Raw genomic sequence first — 15,228 nt, 5'->3', positions numbered from 1 at the left:
CCAGGGAACCGATCGCCCTCACGCACGCCTCCAAGAAGCCGACGGCAACACGGAGACAGCTCCGGGAACCGATGGCCATCACAGGCTCCCCAAGAAGGCGACGGCGGTACTGAAGCAGCTCAGCGAACCGATCGACATCACGGACTCCCCAGGAAGTCGACGGCGACACGGAGGCGGCCCAGGGAACGGATCGCCATCTCGCTCCGCCGAAGAATCGGAGCGAGGCGGAGACCAAGCGAACTCATCGTCATCACCAACTCCCCAACGAGCCGACGGTGACACGAAAGCCGCCCAGCGAACCGATGGCCATTACGCACTCCCGAAGAGAACGACTGCGACACGGACATAGCCCAGGGAACCAATCGCCGTCATGCATCCCCCACCAAGCCGACGGCGGCACGAAAGCGGCCCAGCGAACCGACCGCCATCACGAGCTCCCCAGGAAGTCGAGGGTGAGGCGGTTGAACTCGTCGAACTTTTCCACCTGCGCCCAGTGGCCGCAGTTGCCGAAGACGTGGAGGTGGGCGTGCGGGATGGTTTTGAGGGCGAGGAGGGCGCCGTCGAGGGGGTTGACGCGGTCTTCGCGGCCCCAGACGAGCAGGACGCGGTGGCGGAGGCGGTGGGCGTCGCGCCAGAGGAGGCCGTCGGTGGGGGACGTGGCGAAGGAGTGGCCGAGGGAGCGCATGGCGGCGAGGGATTCCGGGGTCGAAGCGGCGGCGAAGCGCTCGTCGATCAGGGCGTCGGTGATGAGGGACTGGTCGTGGACCATGATGCGCAGGAAGGCGGCCATGCGGTCGCGCGTGGGGGAAGCGGCGAAGCGGCCGAGGAGGCGCACGCCCTCGGTCGGGTCGGGCGCGAAGAGGTTCACGCTCAGGCCGCCAGCGCCCATCAGGACCAGGCGGCCGGCGCGCGAGGGGTGGTCCAGGGCCAGGCGGACGGCGGCGCCGGCGCCCAGGGAGTTGCCGACGAAGTGGGCGCGGGCGATGCCGAGGGTGTCCATGAGGCCGACGATGGCGTCGGCGCTGTGGCGGAAGTAGTGCGGGTGCTCGGTGGGCTTCGACGAGTCCCCGAAACCCGGCTGGTCGACGGCCAAGGTGCGGTACACCTTGCCGAACTCGGGCAGGGTGCGGCCGAAGTTGGACCACGCCGAGGCGCCCGGGCCGCCGCCGTGGAGGAGGATCACGGTTTCGGCGTGCTCGGGGCCGGCTTCGTGGTAGTGCAGCGAGAGTCCACTCGGGACGGAAACCACAGAACCCATCACACCATCGCATTCTCGACGGGCAGCCCGAAGGCGCCGGTGCCGAACATGACGTATGCGCGCTCGGCGTCGTTGGCCGCGTGGACGCGGCCGGCGTGCGCGTCGCGCCAGAAGCGTTGAATCGGCGTGCCGCGTTGGAGCGCGCGGCCGCCCGAGTTTTCGAAGAGGCGGTCGATCGCCGAGATCGCGCGTTCGGTGCCGCGGACCTGGTCGCGCCGCACACGCAGCCGGGTGGAGAACGGCAGCTTCTCACCGCGGCACGCCAGCTGGTACAGCTCGTCGATGTTGTGCGTGAGCTGCAGCCACGCGGCGTCGATCTCGCTGGCCGCCTCGGCGATGCGGATCTTGGCGAACGGGTCGTCCTGCGCCTTCTCTCCCGCGTACGCCGCCCGCACGCGACGGCCCTGGTGCTCCACGTGCGCGTCGTACGCACCTTGGGCCATGCCGATGATCGGCGCGGTGATCGTGCTGGGGTGCACCGAACCGTAGGGCAGCTTGTACAACGGCCCCGGGTTCGCCTCTTGGCCGGGCGTCCGGCACTTCGACGTGGACACAAAGGACAGTGCTCGGTAAGCAGGCACGAAGACGTCCTCGACCACGACGTCGTTGGACCCCGTCCCCCGCAGGCCCACCGTGTCCCACACGTCCACAAGGGAGTAGTCGGCCTGCGGCAGCAGGTACGTGCAGAAGTCCACCGGAGCATCGTCCGCGAACGCCGGCGCGCCCAGCAGCACCCACGTGCAATGGTCGCAACCGGACGAGAAGCTCCACCGGCCCGACAGCCGGTAGCCGCCGTCGACCACGGTCGCCTTGCCCATCGGCGCGTAGGACGACGAGATCCGCACGTCGTGGTCCTCGCCCCACACGTCTTCCTGCGCCCGCGCGTCGAACAGCGCCAGGTGCCACGGGTGGACGCCGAGGATGGACGCGACCCAGCCCGTGGACCCGCACGCGCTCGCCACGAGCTTCACCGCGGTGTAGAACGTGACCGGGTCGGCTTCCAGTCCACCATACGGCTTCGGCTGCAGCAAGCGAAAGAACCCCGTCTCCTGCAACGCCTTGACGGACTCGATCGGCACGCGCCGCGCGTCCTCGGTCTCCTGCGCGCGTTCCCGCAGCACCGGGAGCAGGTCACGCACCCCCGCGATCACGGCAGCCAGCTCGCTCATCGGCCGTCCTCTCGTTCGACGAGACCAAGACTAGAACACGTTCTCGTTTTTGTCGACGCGGCTCGGCTCCAACGCACTGCTCTTCCCCGCCCGGCGCCCGGAAAACACGCAGTCCGCCAACGAGAGACCGCTCACGTAGGACCTGGAACAGATTCCCACCGCGGTCCGTCCCGCCGCGTACAGACCGCGCACGCCGGCCACCGCGCCGGTGTCCTCGTCGACCACGAGCCCGCCCAGCGTCAGCATCGGACACGGGTAACCAAGACTCGGTTTCACCGACACGTCGATCAGTGAAAACGGCGGAGTGTCCAACGGCCGCGCGAACTCCGCCGGCTTCCCCGTCGGATCCGGGCCGGAGCGATACGCGTCGTACGTCACCCGCAGCCCGGCGGGATCGACCCCGGCCCGGCGCGCAACGTCTTCCAAAGAAGCACCTGTGACGCGACCGCGGCCGAGCAGATACCGAAGCTGCAGCCACGCGAACCACTGCCCCTGCTTGCGCCCGTCTCGGCGAGCCTCGGCGACTACCGACGCGTCGACGAACAGCCAGGCCCGTCCGCCGTGCGCGGTGATCATCCGCTCGCCGATCGCCGCGCCGTACCGGGATTCGTCGATGATCCGCCGCCCGTCGGCGTCGACGAGCAAGCCGCCGAGGAACGCGGCGGGCGGCGTGAGGAACCGCCACGCCGAGATCCGGTCCATCTCCGCAACCCGGCCACCGACCGACAAACCCCATCGAATTCCCGATCCATCGTCGGCCGAGGTCCCCAGCGCGAGGCCGCCGCGATACGCCGGCGCGTGCTCGCGCACCAACGCACGGTTCGCGATGAACCCACCCGCCGCGAGCACCACTCCGCGCCGCGCGACGATCCGCACCTCACGCGAATACCGCTCTTCCAGCCGCTCCACCCGACGGTGCAACGAGCGCCGAAGCGGCGGCACATAAATCCCCGGCTTCGCCGCATACGAAGCCAGCACCGCATGCCGCCGGCGCACCCACGAAGAAGCCAAGCGATCCGCGACAACCCCCGTGACCGCACCAGAAGCGTCGACCACAAGACTGCGCGCCCGCGTCTGCGGCACCACCCGCACGCCCCGCGCCCGCGCCGCCGCGAGCAGCCGTGCCATCAGCAGCTTCCCCGACGTCCCCGGCCCCTTGACGCGATGCCCGCGCGGCGCCGGCGCGGCCGCGTCCCGGAACCCGCCCGACGCCTCGCTCCCCGAGTAGTACAGGTAGTACGCGTCGCTGGGATACGACGTCTTGTAGGGACACAAACTTCCCTCGAACGGCACCCCCAGCCCTTCGAGCCACCGGATCATCTCCGGGCTCGTCTCACAGAACCGCCGCAACGTCCGCGCGGACACGACGCCGTCGGTCTCCAGCCGGAGGTACTCGAACATCGCGTCGACGCTGTCGGAAACTCCGGCGTCGACCTGCTGCGAAGTGCCACCCCCGGCGTAAATCACTCCGCCACTCACCCGGCTCGCGCCACCACCCGAGAACCGGTCGAGGAGCAGCACCTCGGCCCCCGCGTCGGCGGCCTCGATGGCCGCGCACGCGCCGGCCGCGCCGGCTCCGATCACGACGACGTCTGCCACGAGCTCGTCCATGTCGGCCACCCTAGAACTGGAACACGTTCTCGTCTATGGTGACAGAAGCTGCTCCGAACAGGCCAGGAACTCGCGATAACACGTTACATGTGAGGTGGCATGGCGAACGAGTACGACGTGGTGGTCGCCGGCAGCGGCGCCGCCGGGGGATGACCGCCGCGCTCGCCGCCGCCCGCCGGGGTCTCAGCGTGGTCGTGCTGGAGAAGGCGGCGTGCTTCGGCGGCTCGACGGCTCGCTCCGGTGGTGGCGTCTGGCTCCCCGGCAACCACGCGCTCAAGGCGGCCGGCATCGACGATCCCCCTGAGAAGGCGCGCGAGTACCTGGCCGCGATCGTCGGCGACGTCGTGCCCGAGGCCAACCGCGAGGCCTTCCTCAAGCACGGGCCCGAGGTGCTGGACCTCATCACCGACCACACGCCGCTCGAGTTCCGCTGGGTGCCGGGCTACAGCGACTACCACCCCGAAGCCCCCGGCGGACGCGCCCAAGGCCGCTCCGTCGAACCGAAACCGCTCGACGCCAAGCTCCTGGGTGCCGACCTGGCGCACCTGGAGCCGCCGTACAGCGCGCCGCCGCTCGGCGTCCCGATCACCCAGTCGGACTACCGCTGGCTGAGCCTGCTCGCCCGCCACCCGCGCGGCCTCGCCCGCGTCGCCAAGCTCGGCACCCGTTGGCTGGCCGGACGGGTCCGCGGACAGCAGCCGATCGCCATGGGGCAAGCGCTTGCGGCCGGGCTTTTCCTGGGGCTCCGGCGCGCCGGCGTCGACGTCCTCCTCAGCACCCCACTCGTCGAACTCACCACGGAAGACGGCCGCGTCACCGGGGTGCGAACCCCCGGCAAGACCTTCGGCGCCCGGCGCGGCGTGCTGCTCGCGTGCGGCGGCTTCGAGCACAACGAGGAGATGCGCACCAAGTACCAGCGCGCCCCGATCGGCACCGAGTGGACCGTCGGCGCCCCCGCCAACACCGGCGACGGCATCGCGGCCGGCCTCAAGCTCGGCGCCGCCACCGACCTGATGGACGACGCGTGGTGGGGCCCGTCGATCCCCCTCACCGGCGGTCCGTGGTTCGCTCTCGCCGAGCGGTCGCGGCCCGGCTCCCTCATGGTCGACGCGCGGGGCACCCGGTTCGTCAACGAGTCCGCGCCCTACGTCGAAGCTGTCCACGCGATGTACGGCGAAGGCGACGGCCCCGCCGAGCACATCCCGACGTGGCTCGTGTTCGACCAGCGCTACCGGGACCGCTACCTGTTCACCGGCATCGGCCCGAGGCAGCCGTTGCCCGGCCGCTGGTACAAAGCCGGCATCGTGGCGAAGGCGCCGACGATCGAAGAACTGGCCACGAGGATCGACATCGACGCCGAAGCCCTGCGAAGCACCGTCGAACGCTTCAACGGCTTCGCCCGCACCGGCGTCGACGAAGACTTCCACCGCGGGCGAAGCGCCTACGACCACTACTACGGCGACCCCCGCAACCGGCCCAACCCCAGCCTCGGCCCGCTGGCCAAACCGCCGTTCTACGCGGTGAAGATCGTGCCCGGCGACCTGGGCACCAAGGGCGGGCTGCGCACCGACGAACACGCCCGCGTGCTGCGCGAAGACGGCTCCGTCATCCCCGGGCTGTACGCGGCGGGCAACACCAGCGCGGCCGTGATGGGCCGCACCTACGCCGGGCCCGGCGCGACGATCGGGCCCGCGATGGTGTTCGGCTACCTTGCGGCCGAGCGGCTGGCGACCGAAGATCGGACCGGCACGGGAGGCAGCCAGTGACGTCAGCACCGCGAGAGACCGTCCGCACCATCGACGTCGGCGCGCCGCCCACGCGCTTCGCCCGCGGCTGGCACTGCCTCGGTCTCGCCGACACCTTCCGCGACGGGAAACCCCACGGCATCGAGGCGTTCGGCACGAAGCTCGTGGTCTTCGCCGACTCGACGGGCCGGCTCAACGTGCTCGACGGCTACTGCCGCCACATGGGCGGCGACCTCACCCAGGGCTCGGTGAAGGGCGACGACGTCGCGTGCCCGTTCCACGACTGGCGCTGGAACGGCGCCGGCAAGTGCGTCTCGATCCCCTACGCCAAACGGGTTCCGCTTCGCGCGCGGACGCGGGCGTGGCGTGCGCTGGAGGAGAACAAGCAGCTGCTCGTGTGGCACGACCCCGAGGGCTACGCGCCGCCCGACGACGTGGTCATCCCCCGCGTCGAGGGCGCCTTCAGCGACGAGTGGAGCAACTGGACCTGGGACTCGCTCCTCATCGAAAACGCCAACTGCCGCGAGATCATCGACAACGTCGTGGACATGGCCCACTTCTTCTACATCCACTACGCCTACCCCACGTACTTCAAGAACGTGTTCGAAGGCCATGTCGCCACGCAATTCCTCAACACCAAGGGCCGTCCCGACATGGGCATGGCGTCGAACTACGGCGGCGAGGACAATCTGCTGCGCTCGGAAGCCTCGTACTTCGGGCCGTCGTACATGATCAACCACCTGGTGAACTCGTTCCAGGGCTTCGAGATCGAGAACGTGCTCATCAACTGCCACTACCCCGTCACGCCGACGTCGTTCGTGCTGCAGTGGGGGATCATGGTCAAGAAGCTGCCCGGGATCTCCGACGAGCACGCGGACAAGATCGCCGCGCGGCTCGCGAAGGGCATCGGGGTCGGGTTCCTCCAGGACGTGGAGATCTGGAAGAACAAGACCCGCATCGACAACCCGTTGCTGTGCGAGGAAGACGGCCCGGTCTACCAGCTGCGCCGCTGGTACGAGCAGTTCTACGTCGACGCCGACGACGTCACCGAGGACATGACCCGCCGCTTCGAGTTCGAGGTCGACACCAGCAAGGCCAACGAGGCGTGGGCCGCGGAGGTGGCGGAGAACCTGGCGCGGCAGCGCGCGGAGGCGGAAGAGGCAGGCGTGTGACGGCCGAGGCCACGGAGTTCCTCACCGCCGGGCTGCGGCCGCACGAGTGCCGCAGCTGCGGAACGTTCGTGCTGGTGAAGAAGAACAGCCTCGCGCACACGAGCATCCAGTGGACCACCGACGCTTCGCGCAGCTGCCCCGTTTTCGCGGCGCACGTGGCCGCCGGACGGCACCCCGCGTTGCTCGACACGTGCGAGAAGCTGGCCGACAGCATCGCCGGCGCCGTGGCCGACGGGAGCCTCGCCGTGGCGGACGAGTCTCGCAACGGGGCGGTGCGCGGTGGCTGACGTCGTGACGCTGACCGTCGCCGAGGTGATCGTCGAGACCGCCGACGCGCGCTCGATCGTGTTCGCCGTCCCGGAAGAGCACCAAGCCGCCTTCGCCTACGCACCCGGCCAGTTCCTCACGCTGCGGATCCCCAGCGACCGCACGGGGTCTGTCGCGCGCTGCTACTCGCTGTCGAGCGCGCCGCACGAGGGCCGGGTGCAGGTCACGGTGAAACGCACGGGGTTCGGCTCCGGCTGGGTCTGCGAAGAGCTGCGCGAGGGCGCGGAGATCGAGGTGCTGCCGCCGGCCGGGGTGTTCGTGCCGGCGTCGCTGGACGGCGACTTCCTGCTATTCGCGGGGGGCAGCGGGATCACGCCGGTGATGTCGATCCTCAAGTCGGCGCTGCGGCACGGCCGCGGGCAGGTCGTGCTCGTGTACGCCAACCGCGACGAAGCGTCCGTTATCTTCGCGCGGCAGCTCGCCGAGCTCACGACCCGGCACCCGGATCGGCTGACCGTGCTGCACTGGCTCGAAAGCCTGCAGGGCCTGCCGTCCGCGCGCACGCTCGAAACGCTCGCCGCGCCCTACCGCGGCCACGACGCGTACCTCTGCGGCCCGGCGCCGTTCATGGCCGCCGCCAGGACCGCGCTGACCGAGCTCGGGGTTCCGCGCGAGCGCGTCCACGTCGAGAAGTTCCACTCCCTCACCGGGAATCCCTTCGCCCGGGCACTACAACCCGAGTCCCCGGAAGCAGGCGAGACGGCCCGGCTCACCGTCGACCTCGACGGCGAGACCCGCACCCTCACCTGGCCGCGGCAGCGGAAGCTGCTCGACCACCTGCTCGCCGAGGGCCTCGACGCGCCGTACTCGTGCCGCGAAGGCCAGTGCAGCGCTTGCGCGTGCCGCCTGGTGTCCGGTGAGGTGAAGATGCTGAACAACGAGGTGCTGGACGCCGAAGACCTTGCCGACGGGATCGTGCTGGCCTGCCAGTCGCTGCCCGTCACGGACGAGGTCTCCGTCAGCTACGAATAGGGAGTACTCCGTGCCCATCGACCCCACGCTCGCGATCGGTGCCGACCTCGGCGAGGTGCGGTTCGCGTGGACGCCGTCCGACGTGCTGCTCTACCACCTCGCGCTGGGTGCCGGCGCCGACCCGGTCGACGAGCGCGAGCTGCGCTACACCTACGAGCAGGACCTGCGCGTGATCCCCACGTTCGCCACGGTCGCGGTCAACCTGCGCACGTTCACCCCGCCCGCGCTCAAGTTCCCGGGCGTGGACATCGATCTCGCGAAGGTGCTGCACGGTACGCAGGAGATCGAGCTGCACCGGCCCATCCCCGTCGACGGCGAAGGGGTGGCGCACACGCGCATCACGGACGTGTTCGACAAGGGCAAGGCCGCCGTCCTCGTGCAGGAGACGACGGTGGCCGACGCCCAGGGCGATCCACTGTGGACGGCCCGCTCCGGCATCTTCGCTCGCGGCGAAGGCGGCTTCGGCGGCGAGCGCGGGCCGGCGCAGAAGCTCGCGTGGCCCGAGCGTGAGCCCGACGCTGTGCTCGACATTCCGACGCTGCCTCAGCAGGCGCTTTTGTACCGCTTGTGCGGCGACCGCAACCCGCTGCACGCCGACCCCGCGTTCGCGAAGGCGGCCGGGTTCGACCGCCCGATCCTGCACGGCCTGTGCACCTACGGCGTGGTCGCGAAAGCCCTCACCGACGCCTTCCTCGACGGCGACCCCACCCGGATCCGCTCGTTCGGGACGAAGTTCGCCGGCGTGGTCTTTCCGGGCGAACCGCTGCGCACGCGCGTGTGGCGCGAGAACGACCGGCTGCTGGTGACCACGAGCGCTCCGGAGCGTGACGACGCTCCTGTGCTGTCCGACACAGTGCTCGTGCCACGCTGAGCCGACCGCCAGTATTACGGTGTCGGAAAGGACACCGGAACAGGGACGGGACGGCGGATGGCGGACGAGCACGCTCTCGGTCAGCACAGCGGCACCTTCTTCGTGGTCCGCGGGCCGGTGGAGCCGGGTGACAAGCGCGGCCGTGAGCTGGGCTTCCCCACGGCGAACATCGCGCTGCGCAACCAGAGCGGGCAGGTCGGCGACGGCGTCTGGGCCGGGTGGGCCGAGCGCGCGGACGGCACGCACGTGGCCGCCGCGGTGTCCGTCGGACGCCGCCCCACGTACTACGGCGCCGACGGCTACCGGCTCGTCGAAGCGCACCTGCTCGACTTCAAGGGCGACCTCTACGGCGAGACGCTCACGGTCTGGCTCGGCGCGCACCTGCGGGAGCAGCAGAAGTACGAGTCCGGCGAGGAGCTGATCGAGGCCCTCGACGGCGACGTCGCCGCCACGCGCAAGTGGATCGAGGAGAACCCGGCGAGCGAGCTGCCGGACCTCGGCACCCCGCCGCCCGACGGTGAGGTCCGCCGGATCGGCTGACCCGCCCGAGCCTGACCACAGCGAGTCACACGGCGGCGAGCAGCAGGTACCCCATACCCGCACCCATCACCGCGCGGCACACCGTGCGCGAGGTCAGCCCGGGTGCGGCGGCACCGCGGATGCGCACCGCGACCACGCCCGACCGTGCGGCGTCCGCCACGAAGTACACCGCGCCCGCTACGGCGAGCAGGGGCAGCGCGAGCCGGGTGTCCATTGAGGACATCGTGAGCCACGGGCCGTGGACCATGCCGCCGTGGGGCATCGCGCTCACCATGTACAGCATCGCGGCCGCCGACAACGCGTGGTGACCGCAGCCCGAGGTGTGGGCCTGGCCACGCCCGCGCCACCAGGCGAACCCGAACCACGCCGCCGTGAGCACGAACACCGCCTGCCAGCCCGCGGCGGGGATGGGGCCGCCGACGGGCGAGATCATCGCCACCATGGCCACCACGAGCAGCAGCTCGGCGAGGTCGGCGTGGCGCACGCCGGAGCCGAGGCGCGCGTAGTCGAGCCGCACGAGCCGCAGCACGCACGGCAGCGCGAGCACCGCGAAGACCGCAGTGAGCAACCACGCCACCAGCACCGGTGCACTCATGGCGAGCCCGTGAAGACGGTGGATCCGGACATCGTCGTGCCTGCTTTCACGCTGCGTTGCTGATCTCACGTCCACGGTGGCATTCCACGGCGGGTGAGCACCAGCCAGCAAAGAGGTGAAAGCCGTTGCCCCACAAGAGTTACCGGCCCGTCAGAGCTACCGTACGGGGCCAGGGTATGAGTCGCGCTCAGTGACGAGTCAAGACCAGTCCACTGGTCGGGACGCCGGTGCCGGCGGTCACGAGCACGGCCTCGGCGTCGCGCACCTGGTTCACGGCCGTGCCGCGGATCTGGCGCACGGCTTCGGCGATGCCGTTCATGCCGTGGAGATAGGCCTCGCCGAGCTGCCCGCCGTGCGGGTTGAGCGGCAGCGCGCCGGCCAGTGTCAGGGTGTCGCCGGCGATGAAGTCCTTCGCCTCGCCGCGGCCGCAGAAGCCCAGCTCCTCCAGCTGCATCAGCACGTACGAGGTGAAGTGGTCGTAGAGCACCGCCACGTCCACATCGGACGGTCCGAGCCCCGACTGCGCCCACAGCTGCCGGGCCACCACGCCCATCTCGGGCAGCGCCGCGAGGTCGTCGCGGTAATAGCTGGTCATCACGTACTGGTCCGGCCCGCTCCCCTGCGCCGCCGCGGCGACCACAGCCGGCGCGTGGCGCAGGTCGAGCGCGCGCTCGACGCTCGTGACAACCAGCGCCACCCCGCCGTCACTCTCCTGGCAGCAGTCGAGCAGGTGCAGCGGTTCCGCGACCCAGCGCGACGCCTGGTGCTCGGCCAGCGTGATCGGCCGGCCGTGGAACCACGCCGCCGGGTTTCTCGCGGCGTGCGCGCGGTCCACCACCGCCACTCGGCCGAAGTCCTCGCTGGTGGCGCCGTAGTCGTGCAGGTAGCGGCGTGCGACCATGGCGACGGTGGCAGCCGGCGTCGCGATACCCATCGGGTAGTGGAACGCATTGTCCACACCGGACGAGTTCCCCTGCGTCGCGGCGGCGGCCGACACACGGCCGAAGCGCTGTTCGGAGCGTTCGTTGAAGGCCCGGTACGCCACCACCACGTCGGCGACCCCGGTGGCCACCGCCATCGCGGCCTGCTGCACGGTCGCCGCCGCGGCGCCACCGCCGTAGTGGATGCGGCTGAAGAACTCGAGCTCCGGGATGCCGAGTTCCCGGGCCAGCGCGATCTCCGCGCTGCCGTCCATCGTGAACGACACCAGTCCGTCCACTTCGGACGCAGACAGGCCGGCGTCGGCCAGCGCGTGCGTCACGCATTCGGCCGCCAGCCGCAGTTCGCTGCGGCCCGAGTCCTTGGAGAACTCCGTGGCCCCGATCCCGGCGATCGCCGCCGCGCCCGCCAACGTCACGGCGCACCACCGGGCAACGTGAGGGAAACCGTGCCGGTCAGGTGCTCACCCAGGCTGCCGGTGGCGGACACGGCCACCTCGACCTCGAGCCCCGAGCGCGAGACCACGTGGCCGGTGAACGTGAGCGTGTCCCCCGCGTAACACGGCACACCGAGGCGGATCTTGATCGACCGGATCACTGCCTCGGGCCCGGCCCACTCGCTCACGAACCGTTGCACCAGACCGGTGTCGGTGAGGATGTTGAGGAAGATGTCCCGCGAACCCCTCGCGACGGCGGCGTCGCGGTCGTGATGCACGTCCTGGAAGTCGCGGGTGGCGAGCGCGGTGCTGACCACGAACGTCGTGGTCGCCGCGATCCGCAACGCCGGCAATACGTCACTCATCGCGCCACCCGCCACGCCGGCAAGGTCAGCTCGTCGTCCACCCGCACGAACGCGGCGACCACCGGCAGCCCGACCCGCACCTCGTCCGGCGCCGCGTCGAGCAGCTCGGCCATCACGCGCACGCCTTCCTCCAGCTCCACCAGCGCGACCACGAACGGCAGCCGCTTGCCCGGCACCGGCGGGTGGTGGTGCACGACGTAGCTGTAGACCGTGCCGCGCCCGCTCGCCACGGCGTACTCCGGCGTCGCCGCCAGCGAGCCGTCCGGCGGCATCGGCCCCGGCGGGTGGCGCAGCACCGAGCCCCAGCGCTGGATGCGCAGCTCGCCCTCCCGCAGGCCGGCCCAGAAGAACTGCGTGTCCCGGCTGATCACCGGGCGCAGCGCGGGCGCGGGCGGCTCGGCGGATACCGGCCGGAACTTCAGCACCCGGAACACCATGTCCGCAACGGCTTCGCCGTCCACCGTCCAGCGCATCACCGTGGTCACGAACCAGCCCTCGCCCAGCGCCGTGCGCTTGGGTCCGGTGACGTCCGCCAGCTCCGTCGTCACCGCCACCCGCTCGCCCGGCCGCAGGTACCGGTGGTACGTCTGCTCGGAGTTCGTGGCGACGATCGAGGTGTACCCGGCCTCGTCGAGCACCGCGAGGATCGCGCCCATCGGGTCGTCGTCCGCGCGCACGCCGTGCAGGCCCGGCATCGTCCACACCTGCGCCATCGCCGGCGGCGCCACGAGTCCCTTGTGGACACTCGGGAACGATGCGTCGGTGTACACCGGATTGGTGTCCCCGATCGCCTCCACCCAGTTGTGCACCATCGCCTGGTTCACCGGATCCCGCGCGAGCCGCGGCGCGCACGGCCCCGCGGCGGCGATCTTCGCGGCGGCTTCCTCGATCGTCGTCATCGCGGCACCCTCGGCAGTCCCAGCCCGGCGGAGGCGATCAGCTCGCGCTGGATCTCGCTGACGCCCCCGCCGAACGTCAGCACCAGGTTCCGTTTGGCCAGCACGTCGAGCCATTCGGCGAGCTCGGCCGTCTCCGGGTCGGCGAGGTCGCCGTGGCGTCCCACGAGCTCTTCCAGCAGCCGTCCGATCCGCTGGATGCGCTCGGAGGCGAACACCTTCGTCGCCGACGCGTCGGCCACCGCGACCGGGCCCGTCCCGGAGGAAACCTGCCAGTTGAGCAGTTCATTGACCCGCGCCACCGCGAACGTCTCGGCCAGCACCGCGCGCACGTCCGGCAGGTCGAGCAGCGGCAGGCCGTCCGGGGTGCGACGGGCGGCGGCCCACGCCCACACGCGGTCGTGCAGGCCGCCGATCCGCCCGGCCGGGCCGAGCATCACGCGCTCGTGGTTGAGCTGTGTGGTGATCAGCCGCCAGCCCTCGTTCTCCCGGCCCACCAGCAGGTCCGCCGGCACGCGGACGTTCTCGTAGTAGGTGGCGTTCACGTGGTGCGCGCCGTCGCAGGTGATGATGGGCGTCCACGAGTAGCCGGGGTCGCGGGTGTCCACGATGAGGATCGAGATCCCCTTGTGCTTCGGCGCGTCCGGCGAGGTCCGCGCGGCGAGCCAGACGTAGTCCGCGTCGTGGCCGCCGGTGGTGAAGATCTTCTGGCCGTCGACCACGTACTCGTCGCCTTCGCGGATCGCGCGCGTGCGCAGCGAGGCCAGGTCCGTGCCCGCCTCGGGTTCGGTGTAGCCGATGGCGAAGTGGATCTCGCCCGCGAGGATCCGCGGCAGGAACCGCGCCTTCTGCTCCTCGGTGCCGAACTCCTGCAGCGTCGGCCCGACGGTCTGCAGCGTCACCGACGGCAGCTGCACGTCGGCGCGCGCGGCCTCGTCCACGAACAGGTGCTGCTCGATCTCACCGAACCCCTGGCCGCCGTACCGCTTCGGCCAGCCGACGCCGAGCTTGCCGTCGCGGCCCAGGCGCCGCACGAGGGCGCGGTACACCGGCCCGTGGCGCTCCCGCAGCAGCGCGCGGCGTTCCTCGGGCGTCAGCAGGCCCGCGAAGTACTCCCGCAGCTCGGTGCGCAACGCCTGCTGCGCGGCCGTCAGCTCGATGTGCGTGCTCACCCGGCCACCCGCTCCCCCAGCCGGCCCAGCCGGTGCGCGGCGCCGCCGAGCGCCCGGCCGAGGTCCGTCACCGCCGCGGAGTAGCGGTGCAGCGGGTACTCGCGGTCGACGCCGAGGCCGCCGTGCAGGTGGTGGCATGTCGCCAAGGCCGCGGGCGCCTGGTCGGTGAGCCAGTAGGCGGCGACGTCGAGTTCCGTGTCGGCGTCGAGGCCCGCCGCCAGCCGCCAGCCGGCCGACGTCGCGGCCAGGTGCACGGTCCGGGCGGCCACGTAGACGTCGGCGATCTGCTGGGCCACGGCCTGGAACGCCGCCAGCGGACGGCCGAACTGGGTGCGCTGGGCGATGTGCTGCGAAGTCAGGGCCAGCGCGCCGGCCAGCAGCCCGTCGCCCAGTGCCAGCGCGCCCGCGAGCGCGAACCGGTGCAGCGTGGCGACGGCGTGGCCGGGTGAACGGTCGCGCAGGAACTCCGTGTCGGCCAGCCGCACCCCGGCCAGCCGCACGGTGTACTCGGGCGCGCCGCTGGAGCTGTGCGTGCGGAGGAGCTCGACGCCGTCGGCGTGCGGATCGACCAGCGCCACCGCGGTACCACCCGGCAACGCCACCGGAGTGAGGATCCGCGTGGCGTCCGCGGCGCACGGCACGCCCGTCTTGACGCCGGTGAGCTGCCACACACCGTCGGCGGCCTCACCCAAGGTGCCGGGCACGGTCGTGAGCGGCGCGGACGGCTCGTGCAGCGCCGCGGTGAGCACCTCGTCTCCGGCCGCGACCGGCGGCAGCAGCCGAGCGCGTTGGCGCGGGGTGCCGAGCGTCTCGACCGGCAGCACACCCAGCGCCAGCACGGCGTACGCGGGTACGGCGGCGGCCGCGCGGCCCACTTCGGTCAGCACCGCGGCGACCTCCGCGACCCCGAGCCCGTCGCCCCCGAGGTCCGCGGGCAGGGCGAGCGCGAGCAGCCCGGCGCCGGCCAGCGCGCGCCACTGCTCGCCCGGGTCGGCGGATTTGCCGAGCACCCGCGCGGTCAGCGCGGCGATCTCGGCCTGCGTATCGTCTGGGGTGAAGTCCACGCCGGTCCCTCCCTCCGGATGGCCGCCACAAGTGGAACACGTTCTAGTCTTAACCGGAAGGGGCGGGATCGGCAACCCCCGGTGGCCTCGGCGACC

14 protein-coding genes and 1 pseudogene are annotated in these 15,228 nt (G+C 71.2%); 6 read left to right on the top strand and 9 right to left on the bottom strand.

The window, feature by feature from the left end; all coding sequences use genetic code 11:
* Positions 1-427: 427 nt before the first annotated feature.
* From hsaD to ACQPXB_RS13320, 3 genes are read right to left on the bottom strand one after another with little or no spacing between them, the layout of a single operon-like run.
* Positions 428-1,258: a 4,5:9,10-diseco-3-hydroxy-5,9,17-trioxoandrosta-1(10),2-diene-4-oate hydrolase gene (gene hsaD, locus ACQPXB_RS13330; RefSeq protein WP_432851834.1), complete on the bottom strand. Its 831-nt coding sequence runs from the start codon at positions 1,256-1,258 to the stop codon at positions 428-430.
* Complete coding sequence (gene hsaA, locus ACQPXB_RS13325) at positions 1,258-2,427, bottom strand: 3-hydroxy-9,10-secoandrosta-1,3,5(10)-triene-9,17-dione monooxygenase oxygenase subunit (RefSeq protein ID WP_432851832.1); 1,170 nt, start codon at positions 2,425-2,427, stop codon at positions 1,258-1,260. The genes hsaD and hsaA overlap by 1 nt, the downstream gene beginning before the upstream one ends.
* A 30-nt stretch (positions 2,428-2,457) precedes the next feature.
* Positions 2,458-4,038, bottom strand: coding sequence for an FAD-binding protein (locus ACQPXB_RS13320; protein WP_432851831.1), 1,581 nt, complete (start codon positions 4,036-4,038; stop codon positions 2,458-2,460).
* A 99-nt stretch (positions 4,039-4,137) separates the two neighbouring features.
* Between ACQPXB_RS13320 and kstD the strand changes: the two are divergent.
* From kstD to ACQPXB_RS13290, 6 genes and pseudogenes are all read left to right on the top strand, one after another.
* Positions 4,138-5,804: pseudogene (kstD, locus tag ACQPXB_RS13315) on the top strand (3-oxosteroid 1-dehydrogenase).
* The gene (locus tag ACQPXB_RS13310) at positions 5,801-6,955 is read left to right on the top strand and encodes a Rieske 2Fe-2S domain-containing protein (RefSeq protein WP_432851829.1); all 1,155 of its coding nucleotides are present in this window, start codon (positions 5,801-5,803) and stop codon (positions 6,953-6,955) included. Before kstD ends, ACQPXB_RS13310 begins: the two are co-directional and overlap by 4 nt.
* Positions 6,952-7,242: a hypothetical protein gene (locus ACQPXB_RS13305; protein ID WP_432851827.1), complete on the top strand. Its 291-nt coding sequence runs from the start codon at positions 6,952-6,954 to the stop codon at positions 7,240-7,242. The genes ACQPXB_RS13310 and ACQPXB_RS13305 overlap by 4 nt, the downstream gene beginning before the upstream one ends.
* A complete protein-coding gene (locus ACQPXB_RS13300; RefSeq protein WP_432851825.1) occupies positions 7,235-8,254 on the top strand; it encodes a 2Fe-2S iron-sulfur cluster-binding protein in 1,020 nt (339 codons plus the stop codon). The genes ACQPXB_RS13305 and ACQPXB_RS13300 overlap by 8 nt, the downstream gene beginning before the upstream one ends.
* Before the next feature lie 10 nt (positions 8,255-8,264).
* Positions 8,265-9,125: a MaoC/PaaZ C-terminal domain-containing protein gene (locus tag ACQPXB_RS13295; RefSeq protein ID WP_432851823.1), complete on the top strand. Its 861-nt coding sequence runs from the start codon at positions 8,265-8,267 to the stop codon at positions 9,123-9,125.
* A gap of 57 nt (positions 9,126-9,182) precedes the next feature.
* Positions 9,183-9,665: a riboflavin kinase gene (locus ACQPXB_RS13290; protein ID WP_366583446.1), complete on the top strand. Its 483-nt coding sequence runs from the start codon at positions 9,183-9,185 to the stop codon at positions 9,663-9,665.
* 25 nt (positions 9,666-9,690) lie between these two features.
* Here ACQPXB_RS13290 and ACQPXB_RS13285 read toward each other — a convergent pair whose 3' ends face one another.
* From ACQPXB_RS13285 to ACQPXB_RS13260, 6 genes are all read right to left on the bottom strand, one after another.
* Complete coding sequence (locus ACQPXB_RS13285) at positions 9,691-10,260, bottom strand: DUF5134 domain-containing protein (protein WP_386956333.1); 570 nt, start codon at positions 10,258-10,260, stop codon at positions 9,691-9,693.
* A gap of 187 nt (positions 10,261-10,447) precedes the next feature.
* Positions 10,448-11,617, bottom strand: a complete 1,170-nt coding sequence (locus ACQPXB_RS13280; RefSeq protein ID WP_432851820.1) for a lipid-transfer protein — start codon at positions 11,615-11,617, stop codon at positions 10,448-10,450.
* On the bottom strand, positions 11,614-12,000 hold the full coding sequence (locus ACQPXB_RS13275; RefSeq protein ID WP_432851818.1) for an acyl dehydratase: 387 nt from the start codon (positions 11,998-12,000) through the stop codon (positions 11,614-11,616). Before ACQPXB_RS13275 ends, ACQPXB_RS13280 begins: the two co-directional genes overlap by 4 nt.
* The gene (locus tag ACQPXB_RS13270) at positions 11,997-12,899 is read right to left on the bottom strand and encodes a bifunctional MaoC family dehydratase N-terminal/OB-fold nucleic acid binding domain-containing protein (RefSeq protein ID WP_432851817.1); all 903 of its coding nucleotides are present in this window, start codon (positions 12,897-12,899) and stop codon (positions 11,997-11,999) included. The genes ACQPXB_RS13275 and ACQPXB_RS13270 overlap by 4 nt, the downstream gene beginning before the upstream one ends.
* Complete coding sequence (locus ACQPXB_RS13265; protein ID WP_366583451.1) at positions 12,896-14,068, bottom strand: acyl-CoA dehydrogenase family protein; 1,173 nt, start codon at positions 14,066-14,068, stop codon at positions 12,896-12,898. The genes ACQPXB_RS13270 and ACQPXB_RS13265 overlap by 4 nt, the downstream gene beginning before the upstream one ends.
* A complete protein-coding gene (locus ACQPXB_RS13260; RefSeq protein WP_432851814.1) occupies positions 14,065-15,132 on the bottom strand; it encodes an acyl-CoA dehydrogenase family protein in 1,068 nt (355 codons plus the stop codon). The genes ACQPXB_RS13265 and ACQPXB_RS13260 overlap by 4 nt, the downstream gene beginning before the upstream one ends.
* Between the last annotated feature and the right edge of the window lie 96 nt (positions 15,133-15,228).

Source organism: Amycolatopsis sp. CA-161197 (assembly GCF_050942255.1).
GTDB lineage: Bacteria > Actinomycetota > Actinomycetes > Mycobacteriales > Pseudonocardiaceae > Amycolatopsis.
This window is presented reverse-complemented; position numbering and strand designations above follow the sequence as displayed.